This window comes from Paenarthrobacter sp. C1, from assembly GCF_049315185.1.
GTDB lineage: Bacteria > Actinomycetota > Actinomycetes > Actinomycetales > Micrococcaceae > Arthrobacter > Arthrobacter nicotinovorans.
Window position 1 is genome coordinate 1516024 of sequence record NZ_CP186052.1, and the last position, 14705, is coordinate 1530728.

Annotated in this window: 10 protein-coding genes; 7 read left to right on the forward strand and 3 right to left on the reverse strand. The window is 64.9% G+C overall.

The window, feature by feature from the left end; genetic code table 11:
- The first annotated feature begins 22 nt into the window (after window positions 1-22).
- The 5 genes from ACNAOU_RS07190 to ACNAOU_RS07210 all read left to right on the forward strand — a co-directional run bounded on the left by ACNAOU_RS07190 (window position 23) and on the right by ACNAOU_RS07210 (window position 9604).
- Window positions 23-727, forward strand: coding sequence for a hypothetical protein (locus tag ACNAOU_RS07190; protein ID WP_018777412.1), 705 nt, complete (start codon window positions 23-25; stop codon window positions 725-727).
- Window positions 724-5172, forward strand: a complete 4449-nt coding sequence (locus tag ACNAOU_RS07195; RefSeq protein ID WP_018777413.1) for an FtsK/SpoIIIE domain-containing protein — start codon at window positions 724-726, stop codon at window positions 5170-5172. Before ACNAOU_RS07190 ends, ACNAOU_RS07195 begins: the two co-directional genes overlap by 4 nt.
- 46 nt (window positions 5173-5218) lie before the next feature.
- Window positions 5219-7513, forward strand: a complete 2295-nt coding sequence (gene ligA / locus ACNAOU_RS07200) for an NAD-dependent DNA ligase LigA (RefSeq protein ID WP_422758357.1) — start codon at window positions 5219-5221, stop codon at window positions 7511-7513.
- Window positions 7510-8334 carry an inositol monophosphatase family protein gene (locus ACNAOU_RS07205; RefSeq protein WP_413305981.1) on the forward strand — a complete coding sequence of 275 codons (825 nt, stop codon included), beginning with the start codon at window positions 7510-7512 and terminating at the stop codon, window positions 8332-8334. Before ligA ends, ACNAOU_RS07205 begins: the two co-directional genes overlap by 4 nt.
- 61 nt (window positions 8335-8395) lie before the next feature.
- Entirely contained in the window at window positions 8396-9604 is a 1209-nt protein-coding gene (locus ACNAOU_RS07210) for an AAA family ATPase (protein ID WP_110504513.1), read from the forward strand.
- 36 nt (window positions 9605-9640) lie between these two features.
- On the opposite strand, the gene ACNAOU_RS07215 is transcribed toward ACNAOU_RS07210, so the two are convergent.
- A complete protein-coding gene (locus tag ACNAOU_RS07215; protein ID WP_189075845.1) occupies window positions 9641-11008 on the reverse strand; it encodes an LLM class flavin-dependent oxidoreductase in 1368 nt (455 codons plus the stop codon).
- Between the two features lie 297 nt (window positions 11009-11305).
- Between ACNAOU_RS07215 and ACNAOU_RS07220 the strand changes: the two genes are divergently transcribed.
- Both ACNAOU_RS07220 and ACNAOU_RS07225 read left to right on the forward strand, forming a co-directional pair.
- Window positions 11306-11818 (forward strand): GNAT family N-acetyltransferase, encoded by a 513-nt coding sequence (locus tag ACNAOU_RS07220; protein ID WP_055975024.1) that lies wholly within the window; start codon window positions 11306-11308, stop codon window positions 11816-11818.
- Between the two features lie 55 nt (window positions 11819-11873).
- Window positions 11874-12266 carry a RidA family protein gene (locus ACNAOU_RS07225; RefSeq protein WP_018777419.1) on the forward strand — a complete coding sequence of 131 codons (393 nt, stop codon included), beginning with the start codon at window positions 11874-11876 and terminating at the stop codon, window positions 12264-12266.
- A 33-nt stretch (window positions 12267-12299) separates the two neighbouring features.
- On the opposite strand, the gene ACNAOU_RS07230 is transcribed toward ACNAOU_RS07225, so the two are convergent.
- Entirely contained in the window at window positions 12300-12959 is a 660-nt protein-coding gene (locus ACNAOU_RS07230; RefSeq protein ID WP_018777420.1) for a response regulator, read from the reverse strand.
- Window positions 12952-14652, reverse strand: coding sequence for an ATP-binding protein (locus ACNAOU_RS07235; protein WP_422758358.1), 1701 nt, complete (start codon window positions 14650-14652; stop codon window positions 12952-12954). Before ACNAOU_RS07235 ends, ACNAOU_RS07230 begins: the two co-directional genes overlap by 8 nt.
- Between the last annotated feature and the right edge of the window lie 53 nt (window positions 14653-14705).

The following is a 14705-nucleotide window of genomic DNA, read 5'->3' on the forward strand; positions in this document are numbered from 1 at the left end:
GTCCAGCAAGGAGGCACAGATCATGGGGGATCTAGCAATAGATTTCTGTGGGGAATGGTACGAACCATCCGACGAGGACGTCTTTGACATCGGCCGCGAAGGTGACCTGGAAGTAGACGACAACCCGTACCTGCATCGCCGCTTCCTGCAGATTGCCCGTTACGACGGAATCTGGTGGCTGAGCAACGTTGGCAGCATGCTGTCGGCCACGATCGCGGATGGCTCCGGAGGCATGCAGGCATGGCTGGCACCGGGTGCCAGGATCCCGTTGGTGTTCAGCCACACCAACGTCATTTTCACCGCGGGCCCCACCACCTACGAGTTTGCGGTACACCTGAAGACGCCGTCTTTCCGGCACGAGGCACGCGAGGAAGACCAAGCCGGGGACACCACCATTGGCCCCGTGGTCTTCACCGATTCACAAAAAGCACTCATCGTGGCCCTCGCCGAGCCGATGCTTCGCCGGGAGGGTACCGGTTTCAGCGCCATACCGTCTTCTGCGGAGGCCGCCAAACGCCTGGGCTGGGCCCTGACCCGTTTCAACCGCAAGCTGGACAATGTGTGCGACAAGCTCGACCGCGTTGGCGTCGTGGGTCTTCGCGGTGGAGCCGGCAAATTGGCCACCAACCGCCGGGCGCGCCTGGTGGAGCATGCCGTGACGTCCCATCTGGTGACGCCGGCTGACCTGCATCTTCTTGAGAAAATGAGCGAGGTCGACGAAGGATGAAGTTCCGCCTGACATTGCGGCGTGACCCTGCGGAAGCAAAGGACCTCGCCGTAACCGTGGACGGCCGCGCCACCGTGGCCGACATCGCTACCGAGCTGTGGGCTGCCGACCCCGCACGCAAGGGCACCGAACCGCCGTCGAACCTGTCCATCAGCGTGGACGAAGCGTTCGTCGGCGGTGGCTTGTCCGGTCATGTCCTCAGGCCCACGGAGAACCTCCTGGAATCGGGCCTTCGCCCGGGTTCCAAGGTTTCGCTGGCGCACGTCAGTGAGGAATTCGCCTCCAACGGCCACGGCACCAACAGGGGCCCAGCCGCGGCGACGTTGCGTGTCATGTCAGGGCCCGACGTCGGACGCGAATTTTCGCTGCCGTTCGGCACCAGCTACATCGGCCGGGACCGGGACGCCGACATCCGGCTCTCCGACCCGCTCACCTCCAAGCGCCATGCGCGCATCACCGTGGGGGAGACGGTGGAGATCGTGGACACGAACTCCGCCAACGGTCTCCTCATGGACGGCCTGCCGGTAACGCGGGCCACGCTCGCATCATCGGACACCGTGACGCTGGGCGACACTACGGTGGGCGTCGTCTCCCTCTCCCGGAACCACGGTGGCGGCCCGTCGTCGCCACTGGTGGATTTCAATCGCTCGCCGCGGGTGCTGCCTCGGTTTGAATCGCCCAAGCGGGTTCCACCAGCTGGTCCCAAACGCCCGGAACACCAGCCGTTCCCGTACATCATGCTGGTTGCTCCGCTGCTGATGGGCGGCGTGCTCTTCGCGGTAACCCAGAACCTCCTGTCGGTGCTCTTCATGGCGATGATGCCGCTGTTCATTGTGGGCCACTACGTGGATCACAAGATGCAGGGCAAGCGCCAGGCGAAGGAAGGCCACAAGCAGTTCAAGGCCGCCATGCTGGCATTCCGCGAGGACATCGACAAGCAACAGAACATTGAGCGCGCCGTCCGGCTCCAGGAAGCGCCCTCGGTGAGCGATACCGTGGACGCGATCTACAAGCTCGGGCCCTTGCTGTGGACCAACCGTCCCGAGCACCAGCACTTCCTGGGCGTCCGTTTCGGTTTGGGCTCCGCGCCTTCGCGCATTCCCTTCGATGAGCCTGCCGCCAACGAGACAGAGCCGCAGTACATGCGCGAAATCCAGGAGTGCCTGCAGCAGGTGCGCGTCATCGAGGGCGTGCCGATCGTGTCACAGCTGCGCACTTCCGGTTCCTTCGGCGTTGCGGGGGACCGCAGTGTGGTTGATGACGTAGCCCGGGGTATGGTGCTCCAGTTGGTGGCCCTCCATTCGCCTGCCGAGGTGGTCCTGACCGCCTTGACGTCGCCGCGTTCGCGTGAGCGCTGGGATTGGTTGCAATGGCTCCCGCATGTCGGTTCAGGCCACAGCCCCCTTTCGGGTGACCACCTTGCGGCCGGCCCTGGCGCGGGCGCTGCCCTGTTGTCCCGCCTGGAAAACCTCGTGGAAGAGCGCGAGTCCCTGTCCAAGGAACCGGGCCCCCAGCCGCGTCCGGGCCTCAAGGACGAGAACCAGGAAATCCCGTCACCCGTAGTGCCCGCCGTGCTGGTGATCGTGGAGGATGACGCTCCCGTGGACCGCGGCCGCCTGACCAGGCTGGTTGAACGGGGTCCGGACTACGGTGTGCACGTCATGTGGGTGGCGGCAAATGTGCAGTCCCTTCCGGCCGCGTGCCGCGACTTCCTGTCCGTCGACGGCGACCACGGCACCACTACGGGCCAGGTCCGCCTGGGCCGGCACACCTACCCGGTGAGCTGTGAAAGCCTCGACGCCGATCTCGCCACGCAGCTGGCGCGCATGATGTCGCCGCTGGTGGACGTGGGCAACCCGCTTGAGGACGACTCCGACCTCCCGCGCGCTGTCTCCTACGCCACGTTGATCGGCAAGGAGCTGATGGACAACCCGCAGGCCGTCGCCGAGCGGTGGCAGGAAAACAACTCAGTACACGCCACGGCCGTTCCCAACCGTAAGGACAACGGAAGCCTCCGTGCCCTCGTGGGATCCAAGGGCGTGGAACCGTTCTACCTGGACCTGAAGAACGAGGGCCCGCACGCGCTGGTGGGTGGAACCACCGGTGCCGGCAAGTCCGAGTTCCTGCAGTCATGGGTCATGGGCATGGCGGCCGCGTACAGCCCGGACCGCGTCAGCTTCCTCTTCGTCGACTATAAGGGCGGTGCGGCTTTCGCCGACTGCCTGCACTTGCCCCACACGGTGGGCCTGGTAACGGACTTGTCCCCGCACCTGGTTCGCCGGGCACTGACTTCCTTGCGGGCCGAGCTGCATTACCGGGAACGCCTCCTGAACCGCAAGAAGGCCAAGGACCTGCTGGCTCTGCAACGCGAGGCCGATCCGGAGGCTCCGCCGTATCTGATCATCATTGTCGATGAGTTCGCGGCCCTCGCCACCGAAGTTCCCGAGTTCGTTGACGGGGTGGTGGATGTGGCGGCCCGTGGACGGTCCCTGGGCCTGCACCTCATCCTTGCTACGCAGCGCCCCGCCGGTGTCATCAAGGACAACCTGCGTGCCAACACCAACCTCCGTGTCGCGCTGCGCATGGCTGACGAAGTGGACGCCGTGGACATTCTGGGCGTCCCCACGGCCGCGTATTTTGATCCGTCCATTCCCGGCCGTGGTGCCGCGAAGACGGGACCGGGGCGCATTCAGGGGTTCCAGACCGGATATGCCGGTGGCTGGACCACCGAGAAACCGCAGCGTCCCAGGATCGACATCGTGGAGATGGCCTTCGGGTCCGGGCCTGTGTGGGAGCCGCCGCTGGAAGCCCAGGTGGAAGAAGAACCTGCCGGCCCGAACGACATCGCGCGGATGACGGGAAACATCATCCGGGCAGCCGATGTCCTGTCCATTGCCCCGCCACGGAAACCGTGGCTCAACGAGCTCGCCACAACCTACGATTTCTCCAAGCTCCCAAATCCGCGCACCGATGAGCGGCTCCTGTTGGGCGTTGCCGATGACCCCGCGCACCAGGACCAGCCCACCGTGTTCTACGAACCGGACAAGGACGGCAACATGGCCGTCTACGGTACGGGTGGATCCGGCAAGTCGGCAGCGTTGCGGGGTATCGCGATTGCGGCAGCGGTAACTCCCCGTGGCGGACCGGTACACGTCTATGGGATCGACTGTGGCTCCTCGGGCCTGAAAATGCTCGACGGCCTTCCCCATGTTGGCGAGATCATCAATGGTGACGACGTCGAGCGTGTAGGGCGCCTCTTGCGGTGGCTCAAGGAAGTAGCCGACGACCGGGCAGCGAGGTTCGCCGAAGTCAGGGCCTCCACCATTGTTGAATACCGCCAATTGGCGAACCGGCCGGAGGAGAAGCGCATCTTCATCCTGGTGGACGGTATGTCCTCTTTCCGGGAAAGCTATGAGTACAGCAACCTCTCCGCGCTGTGGGATATCTTCCTGACCCTGGCAACCGATGGCCGTCCCCTGGGCATCCACCTCGTCGTCAGCGGTGACCGCACCAATTCCGTTCCGGCGTCGTTGCTTGCCTCCATCCAGAAGCGACTGGTGCTGCGGCTCAGTTCTGAGGACGACTATATGACCTTGGACGTCCCCAAGGATGTCCTGAACGCTGCCTCACCTCCGGGCCGTGGACTGCTGGACGGCCTCGAAGTCCAGCTGGCCGTGTTGGGCGGCAACTCGAACCTGGCTCTGCAGGCCCGTGAAGTGTCCAAACTGAGCCAGGCAATGGTTCGCCAGGGCCTCGAGCAGGCACCCCAGATCCAGCGCCTACCGGAGCTTGTGGATCTGGATATCCTGCCCATCGGCGCTCCGGACAACCCCGTTATTGGTGTCGACGACGAAACGCTGGGTTCAGCGGCTATCGCCGCCAAGGGCTCGCTCCTGCTGGCAGGCCCTCCCGGCTCGGGCCGGACGGTCGCGCTGGTCACGTTGGCCTACGCCCTGCGGCGCTCCAACCCACGCACCGACCTTATCTACATCGGCTCGCGCCGCTCGGCGGTGGCATCGTTGAACATCTGGAGCCGGTCGCTGGTAGGAGCCGATGAGGTCTCCGACGTCATCGACGACCTCGTCGACAAGGCTTCCGACAACCCGGGCAGCATGGCCATCTTCATTGAGGGCCTGACCGAGTTCACGGACACATTGGCCGAATCCGGGGTTGGCCGGCTGGTCACCGCTGCCATCAAGGCAGACCAATGGGTGGTTGGCGAGTCCGAAACGTCCACCTGGTCCCAGGCCTGGTCTTTGGCGCAGCCATTCAAGTCCGGACGCAGGGGCCTCCTGCTCAACCCGGGGGACGTGGAAGGGGACACGCTCCTGAACACTTCCCTGGGCCGCATCAGCAAGGATTTCATCCCGGGCCGCGGGTACATCGTGGGTCGAGGAAAGGTCCGCAAGCTGCAGATTGCCATGCCGCCGGAAAACCGCAGCTAGGAGGCCGTTGGGCTTGAATGTCGGTGGCTTGCGGCAAGATAGACCTGTGAGCACACCAGAAACTGCGAATCCGGTAGAAACCACAGGTGACCACTCCCCGGCTGTTGCCGTGGAGGGGGAGGGAACACCGCCCGCGGAGTCCTTGCGGGACGAGCATGAGCAATTGGCAGACCTCGTCCGCAAGTACCGGTATGCGTATTACCAGGAGGACTCGCCCACGGTTTCCGATGCGGAGTTCGACGAACTCTACCGTCGCCTCGAGGAACTCGAAGCTCTCCACCCGGAACTCGTCACCAATGATTCCCCCACCCAGGAAGTGGGCGGGGAAGTCTCCTCGGCGTTCGCTGCCGTGGAACACCTGCAGCGCATGTACAGCTTGGATGACGTCTTTTCCCTGGAAGAGCTTGAGGCCTGGGTCCGGAAGGCCGAGGCTTCCGTGGCGAAACTCGGGGAAAGCGTTCCACCCATTGAGTGGTTGACGGAGTTGAAGATCGACGGGCTCGCCGTGAACCTGCTGTACCGGGACGGCAAACTGGTCCGTGCCGCTACACGTGGCGATGGCACCACCGGTGAAGACATCACCCATAACGTGCTCACCATCAAGGAGATCCCGCGGGAACTCAGTGGCTCCGGATTCCCCTCGGAAGTGGAAATCCGTGGGGAGGTGTTCATTCCCTCCAAAGCGTTCGTGGAGTTCAACGAGACACTCGTGGCCGCGGGCAAGGCGCCCCTCGCCAATCCGCGCAACGCCGCGGCCGGTTCATTGCGCCAGAAGGACCCGGCCGAGACAGCCAAGCGACCCCTGAGCATGTACGTGCACGGCATCGGTGCGCGCGAAGGTCTGGAAGCGAAGAGCCAGTCCGGGACCTACAAGCTGCTGGAGCGGTGGGGTCTCCCGGTCAGCCCCTACCTCAAAGTGCTCGGCTCCTTTGAGGAAGTGCTGGAGTTCATCGCCCATTACGGAACGCACCGTCACGACCTTCAGCATGAGATCGACGGCATTGTGGTCAAGATCGACGACTTCGCCACCCAGCGCGCCCTCGGGTACACCTCCCGAGTCCCCAGATGGGCCGCAGCGTACAAGTACCCGCCGGAGGAAGTGCACACCAAGCTCCTGGACATCGCGGTCAACGTTGGGCGCACAGGACGCGTGACTCCTTTCGGATTGATGGAACCCGTGAAAGTGGCCGGCTCCACGGTGGGGATGGCCACCCTGCACAACCAGGATGTGGTCAAGGCCAAGGGCGTCATGATCGGCGACATCGTGATCCTCCGCAAAGCCGGCGATGTCATCCCGGAAATCGTGGGGCCCGTGCTGGCACTGCGCGACAAGCAGGATCCTCCGGTGCGCGAATTCGTGATGCCCACCGAGTGCCCGTCCTGTGGCACTCCGTTGGCACCGGCGAAGGAAAGCGACGTGGACATCCGTTGCCCCAACGCCAAGTCCTGCCCTTCCCAACTCCGTGAGCGCGTGTTCCACCTGGCCGGCCGCGGTGCTTTCGACATCGAAGCCCTGGGCTGGGAAGCCGCCATCGCACTCACCCAGCCGGCAGAGCCCGAGACCCCGCCCCTGACGAGCGAGGCCGGCTTGTTCAGCCTGACCCGTGAAGCCCTGGCGGACGTGAAGATCCGTCGTGAAAAGCGTTCCAAGGGTGTGGGAACCGGTGAATACGAGCTCGTTCCGTACTTCTACACCAAGGGAACAGCCAAGTCGCCGTCGAAGCCCACAGCCACCACGGAGAAGCTCTTCGTTGAGCTGGAGAAGGCCAAGAAGCAGCCACTGTGGCGCGTGCTGGTGGCTCTGTCCATCAGGCACGTAGGTCCTACGGCATCCCGGGCCCTGGCCACCGCCTTTGGCAGCATGGACGCCATCCGCAGCGCCACTGAGGAGCAGATTGCCCATGTTGACGGCGTAGGCCCTACCATCGCGGCGGCACTCAAGGAATGGTTCGCTGTGGACTGGCACAACGACATCGTGGACAGCTGGGCTGCAGCCGGAGTGCGGATGGAGGACGAGCGGGATACCTCAATGCCGCGGACCCTTGAGGGACTCACTGTCGTCGTCACCGGAACCCTGCCCAATTTCAGCCGGGATGAGGCCAAGGAAGCCATCATTATCCGCGGCGGCAAGGCCTCCGGATCCGTTTCCAAAAACACCAGCTACCTGGTGGCCGGCGAGAGTGCTGGCACCAAACTGGACAAGGCCGAGCAACTGGGTATTCCGGTGTTGGATGAGGACGGATTCCGTGAGCTGTTGGCCAACGGACCGGCCAAGACCGAAGCAGAGCCCCAAGCCGAAGCAGACCCTGAAGCCACAGCGGCGGAGGCTGAAACAGAATGACGGACACCACAGAGTTACTGGCCGTTGCCAAGCGCGCTGCGGCCGCAGGGGCTGCCGTGCTGGCCGGGCGCTCGGTCAGCGGTACGGCAGGCCACGGCCTGGAGACCACCAACAAGGGCGAGGCCGGCGACTGGGTCACCGCCTTCGACGTGGCGGCGGAGAATGCGGTCCGCGAGGCGATCCTGTCCGAACGGCCCGATGACACCATCACGGGGGAGGAGCACGGAACCACGCGTCCCGCGGAGCCTTCCCGCTACCGATGGTCCATCGACCCGCTGGACGGGACCACCAACTTCATCCGGAACATTGTCTACTACGCCACCTCGGTTGCCGTGGCGGATTCCGACGGCGTATGGCTGGCCGGCGTCGTTCACGCACCTGCCGTGGGACGCGTGTACTCAGCAGCCCGGGGTCAGGGAGCGCAACTGGAAACCGGAGGGCAAACCATCTCCTTGTCGGGGCCCGTGCCGGGCCGGACAGGGCTGATCCTGGCCACCGGTTTCAGCTACGATCCCCTGACCAGGGCCGATCAGTCGGCAGGTCTGGCTGAGCTCATGGAGGGGTTCGCGGATGTGCGCCGCCTGGGCTCCGCGGCGTTGGATCTTTGCCTGGTGGCAGACGGGACCTTCGATGCCTACGGTGAGCGTGGCTTGAACGAACACGACTTTGCCGCGGGTGCGTTGATCGCAGAAGAAGCGGGGTGCTGGGTTCGCCGGCCCAGACTGAGGAGTCCGCTGGATGGAGGGCCCAGCACGGAGGATCGCCTGGCGGCGTGGATGTGTGCCGGTGCCTTGGAACTTTCCGGCAAATTCCCCTTGTGACGGGATTTCGCCCTGACCCGGGTTTCCCTGTGATCCGACTTCCCCGGAGGAATACCGTCCCGTGATCAAGACACTCGCCATCGCCAACTACCGCTCCATCCGGGATCTGGCCATCGAGCTTCACGGCCTGGATGTCGTGACCGGGGCCAACGGCAGCGGCAAGTCGTCGCTGTACCGGGCCCTGCGGTTGTTGGCCGAATGCGCCGGGGGAGACTCCGGAAACGTGGTGGGCTCCCTGGCCAGGGATGGCGGTTTGTCATCGACGCTCTGGGCAGGGCCGGAGAACATCAGCGACGCCATGCGCCGGGGTGAAGTTCCCGTCCAAGGCACTGTCCGCCGGGAGTCCGTGAACCTGAAACTGGGCTATTCCGGGGACGAATTCGGCTATCTGGTGGATCTTGGCATGCCGGTGCCCGGCGGCGTCGGATTTGACCAGGAAACCGGCCGCCCGAGGCCTTCGGCGTTCGGACTCGATCCCGAAATCAAGCGGGAGCAGATATTCTCAGGGCCGGTCGCCAGACCTGGCTCCTTGTTGGTGGACCGTAAAGGAAGCCTGGCCAGGCTCCGTGACGCCGAGGGCCAATGGACCGAGCTGTCGCGCCGCCTGGATACCTTCCAAAGCATGCTCACGGAAGTGTCGGACCAGGACCGGGCACCGGAGGTACTGCGGGTACGGGACTCGGTCCGTTCATGGCGCTTCTATGATCATTTCCGGACCGACACGGACGCACCGGCCCGACAAGCCCAGATCGGGACCCGCACCCCTGTGCTGCATCCCAGCGGCAAGGACCTCGCGGCCGCGCTCCAGACCCTCCGCGAGGTGGGTTTCGAGCAGAAACTGGACGCCGCCGTGCACCATGCCTTTCCCGGAAGCCGGCTGGAGATTGCGGTCAATGACGGCAGGTTCAGTGTGGAGCTGAAACAGCCCGGAATGCTCCGGCCCATGAAAGCCGCGGAGCTCTCCGACGGAACCCTGCGTTTCCTTCTGCTGACTGCCGCTTTGCTGACTCCCCGGCCGCCGGAACTCATGGTGCTCAATGAACCGGAGACCAGTCTCCACGTTGACCTGATGCCGGCGCTGGCCGGACTGATTGTCCAGGCCAGCGCCTACAGCCAGGTGATCGTGGTGACGCACTCCGAAGCCCTGCTCACGGCACTCCGGGCCAGCGGGTCGGCACACGAGCACGAACTCTACAAGGACATGGGCGAGACCAGGATCAAGGGCCTCGGCGCGCTTGAGGGCCCATCGTGGAGCTGGCCAAAGCGGTGATCACCGCAGCGGATGGACTGGACTAGATGGACTGGACTAGAAGGCCGAACCGATGGAGGTCAGCTCCTGCGCTGCCGTCCCGGCGTAGCGGTTGACGGGCCGTTCCAGACCGTAATGTCCGCGCAGCGTGGAGGCCGTGTACTCGGTGCGGAACAGACCGCGTTCCTGCAGGATCGGCACCACCTGGTCAACAAAAACTTCCAGGCCGGAAGGCAGGACCGGCGGCATGATGTTGAAACCGTCAGCCGCGCCGGCATGGAACCACTCCTGGATGGCATCAGCAACCTGTTCCGGCGTGCCGGTGAACGTCCTGTGGCCCCGGCCGCCACCGAGCCGGGCAATCAACTGCCTGACGGTCAGTTGCTCCCGGCGGGCCAGTTCGACGATCAGTGTGTACCGGCTCTTGGCTCCTTCGATGTCGTCCTCCGACGGCAGGTCGGCCGGCAGTGGCCGGTCCAAGGGAAGGTCCTCGGGTGAAAGCCGCAGTGTCCGGGCAAGCTGCTCGCGCGCGTACTCGGGCTTGATCAGGTGATCAAGCTCCCGCTCCAGCTTGAGGGCCTCGGCTTCGGTGGAACCGATCACCGGGACGATGCCGGGCAGGATCTTGATCCCCTCCGGATCGCGTCCCGTAGCCGCGGTGCGTGCCTTCAAGTCCGAGTAGAAGTCCTGGGCATCTGCCAGCGTCTGGTGTGCTGTGAAGACGGCTTCAGCATACTGCGCCGCCAGGTTCTTTCCGTTTTCGGAGGATCCTGCCTGGACAATCAGTGGGTGCCCCTGCGGTGACCGGGGGACGTTGAGGGGTCCACGGACCCGGAAGTGCTTGCCTTCGTGGTCAATGACGCGGATCTTCTTGTCGTCGCCCCACACTCCGTCGGCCTTGTCGGCAAGAATGGCGTCGTCGTCCCAGCTGTCCCAGAGCTTTTGCGCCACTTCGATGAACTCGGCTGCCCGTTCATAGCGGACTGCGTGTGCGGGCTGGTCGTCCACTCCGAAGTTCCGTGCCGCGTCAGGGCCGGCCGTGGTCACCACGTTCCACCCCGCGCGTCCGCCGCTGACCCAGTCCACGGAGGCGAAACGGCGTGCGAGGTTGAAGGGGTCGTTGTAGGTGGTGGAGGCGGTAGCGATGAGGCCGATCTTTTCCGTGGCCGTGGCGATGGCTGTCAGGAGTACTGTCGGTTCGAGTTTTCCGGCCGGCCGCCGGCCTACCTCGCCGAAGAGGACGGGCGAGTCGGCGAAGAAGATGGAGTCCAGCTTCCCCCGTTCCGCGGTACGGGCAAGGTGCTGGTAGTGCTCTATTTTGGTCGAGGCAAAGGGGTCGCTTTCCGGAAGGCGCCATGAGGCCTCATGGTGTCCGGTGCTCATGAGGAAGGCGTTGAGGTGCAGTTGGCGGTCTGGCGGGGTCATGGTTTCTCCTCGGTTCAGGACGGTGTGGGGGCGGGTGTGTGGCAACATAAGCACGTCCGCGAAGAGCACCGCCAGCAGCCCGACATGTGCCCGCAACAGCGCGAAACCGGGGTTCACCGGGCGCAACGGAACGGCATTGAACGCCACGGGAGGCAACAGAAAGGCGCCGCGGGAGGTTCCGCCACACGGCTGCGCAAGCCGGCCATCCGGCGTCGTGCTGTGACCAGAGGTGATAGTTCCATCACGGAAAGCCGCCTTTGGTGACCTGGATGGGTGGGGCGCGACTACCATTGGTAGGTGCTTTCGCCGATTACCGTCCGTCCCGCCCTGCCCGAAGACTACGACGCCGTTGCCCGGATTACGCAGGACTCCTACGTCACCGCGGGGTACTACGGCGATGCCGACCACCCGTACCTGCAGAAGCTTCAGGACGTGGCCGGCCGCGCAGAGCACGCAGATATCCTGGTGGCTGAGCGCAACGGCGAGGTCATCGGCTCCGTCACGGCTGCTCCGGCCGGCGGGGGCTTCTCGGACATCGGCCTTGAGGACGAGTTGGAACTGCGCACCCTTGTGGTGGATCCGGCTGTCCAGCGCTCCGGCGCGGGGCGCGCCTTGGTACAGGCCGTCGTCGACCAAGCCAAAGCCATGGACGGTATCAACGCCGTGTCCTTGACCACGGGCGCCACCTGGGAAAGCGCCAACGCGTTGTACGCCCGCACCGGCTTTGACCGCGCACCGCATCGCGACTGGTTCGTGCCCGGCACCGACATAAAACTGTTCGTTTACAGGCTCGAGCTCGGGCAGTCATAAAGTTTCCTTCGAAGCGCCGGTCACCGGGCCGGGCGCAACGACAGGAAGGCGCGACATGCGCAAGACATTCGGTACGGGTTCGGTCTGGGAGCAGACCCTTGGCTACTCCCGCGCAGTCCAGGTGGACAACACCCTCTTCATTTCGGCGACGGCTGCCAGCGGGACCGTGGACGGCAAACCGGCGATTGTGGGCGACGGCTTCTACTCCCAGACCAAGTACATCCTCGAAAAGCTGGGGACGGTCCTGGAAGACGCCGGTTTCTCCTACGAAGACGTGGTGCAGTCCAAGCTGTACCTGACGGACATCAGCAAGTGGGAAGATGCCGGCCGCGCGCACGGCGAGGTCTTCGGCGAGATTCGCCCGACGCTCTCACTGGTCCACGTACTGCCGTTCCTGGATCCGGAAATGCTCGTGGAGATCGAGCTGGTGGCCCAGAAGTCCGCGTAGCAGCGCGGCAAACCGGATTTGTGGGCTGCCGGGTCAGCCCGGAATGCCGTAGCGGTGTTCCGGGCGGCCGGTGGTTCCGTACCGCAGTTGGATCTCGACGGCGCCGTCGTCCGCGAGAGAAGACAGGTACCTTTGCGCTGTGGCCCGGGAAACGCCAACCCGTTCCGCGACCTCCGCGGCGGAATACTGTTCGCCGGGGAGCAGGGATTCCAGGACTGCAGCCTCGGTGGCGGACCGCGGTTTAGCAGCAGGAGCGACGTCGCCGGGAATCAGGGAACGCTTGGCCCGCTCAATGGTGGTCTGGTCGATGGCGGTCTGCTGTCCCAGGATCCGGCGATAGCGGGCATAGGACCTGAGCTGCTGCGATAAGGACTCTGCAGTAAATGGCTTGAGCAGGTACCCCAAAGCGCCCCTGCGGAAGGCCACTTTGATGGACTGGGCATCAGAAGCGGCGGTGAGCATCACGGCGTCCACGTCCAGTTGGCCCAGGAGATCCAGCCCGGATCCGTCGGGCAGGTAGACATCCAGCAGCACAAGGTCCGGCCGCAGGCTGTGGATCGCCTGGAGTGCCTGGGACACAGATCCGGCCGGAGCCAGGGCCATGAAACCCGCCACTGAATCCACGTATGCAGCGTGGAGCCGTGCCACGTGGAAGTCGTCATCCACGATCAGCACCCTCAGGTCCTCAGCCACCGTTGTCCTCCCTCATCGTTGAGCCGGATCCGGTGGTTCCGGATCCGGCGCCGTCCATCACTCCGGGGATGGTGGCCATGAACACTGCACCGGGGCCTCCTGCGGTTCCCGGTTCCAGGACGCGGACATCGCCGCCGCGCCGACGCGCCAGCTGCCGTACCAGCGCGAGCCCCAAACCCTGTCCGGCCCCCGGACGTGACGGTTGCTCCGCCGTCGTGAAGCCCTCCGCGAAAACCTCTTCGGGTTCCAGGCCACCCAAGCCGTCGCCGGAGTCCGCCACCACGATGTGCAGCGCGCCGCCGCCGGGGCTTTGCTCGTCCAGCAGTTCGATGTCCACCCAGCGCTCCGCGGCAGACCCGGCGACGGCGGCGCTCACTGCGTTGTCGATCAGGTTGCCGAGCACGGTGGTGACGTCCTGGGGGTCTGCCACGTGCCCGCGCACCAGGGTTTCGGGGCCGATCCGCAGGGCGACGCCGCGTTCGGAAGCTTCCACGCCCTTGGCGCCGACGAAGGCCTGGAGGTAGGGATCCTGCAACAGTTCGGCTTGCTCCACCGGGAATTTCAATGGCCCGGTGGCTGAAATCCTGGCCAGGTACTCCTTGGCGGAGTCGTACTGGCCGATGCTCATGAATCCGGCGATGGTGTGCAGCTGGTTGGCGAATTCGTGGCGCTGGGCACGGAGCGCGGTGGACATGGTGCCTACAGCATCCAGTTGCCGGGTCAGCTGCTGCAATTCGGTGCGGTCGCGCAGCATGACCACCCAGCCGAGGTCTTCCTTCCGGTGCCACGCCTTGCGTGCGCTTGCCACGAGGACCCGTTCGCCGGCCACGATTTCAACGGCTTCGGCGTCCCGCGCTGCCGGCAGCGTGAGCTGCTTGAGTTGTTCCGGGACGTTGGCCGAGGTCCAGTCCTGGCCCGTCGCATCAGGGATGTCCAGGAGCCTGGCAGCGGCTGCATTGAACACCGAGATGCGGCCGTCGGCCGCGATGCCGATCACGCCATCATCCACGCCCTGGAGCACAGCAACCTGGTCATGGACCAGGGTGCTGATCTCTTCAGGTTCCAAGCCGAGGGTGAGCCGCTGGAGCCGGCGGCGGAGCAGGAACGAGGCAAGGACACCGGCGAGCAGGGCGCCGCCGGCGGTGAGGGCGATGGGCGCGATGTCCCGCACCAGGCTCTTTGTCAGGGACTCCACGGAGTATCCCACGCTCACTTCGCCCACGATTGTGCCCGGGGCGTCGGGGGAGTAGACGGGCACTTTGGCACCGGCGGAAGGCCCCAGTGTGCCGGTATTGCGTGTGGTGATTTCTTCGCCGGCGAGGGCCACTGAGGGATCGGTGCTGACCCGTTCACCGAGGCGTGCGGTGTCCGGGTGCGCGAGCCGCAGCCCGGTTTCGTCCGTGATGACGACGAACAGCGCGCCGGTCCGGACCCTGGCTGCTTCCGCGGCGTTCTGGAGGGGGCCGGCGGCGAGGACGTCGGGCGGCGGGGTGCCCTCTTCTTTGCTGATGGCCTGGACGTCCGCGCGGATGTCGGGATCGGCGGCAACTGTCCTTGCCAGGGTCAGGGCCTGGTTTTCTGCTTCGTCACCGATCCGTTCATACACCAGCCAGGCGTGGACGATGCCGCTGAGCAGGACTACCAGCAGTACCACCCCGAGCTGGAGGAGGAGGGTCTGGGTGGAAAAGCGCATGCTGGTTCTGTTGTTGCGGGGCACCGTCACTCCTTTCCTCCAGATCCATTGAA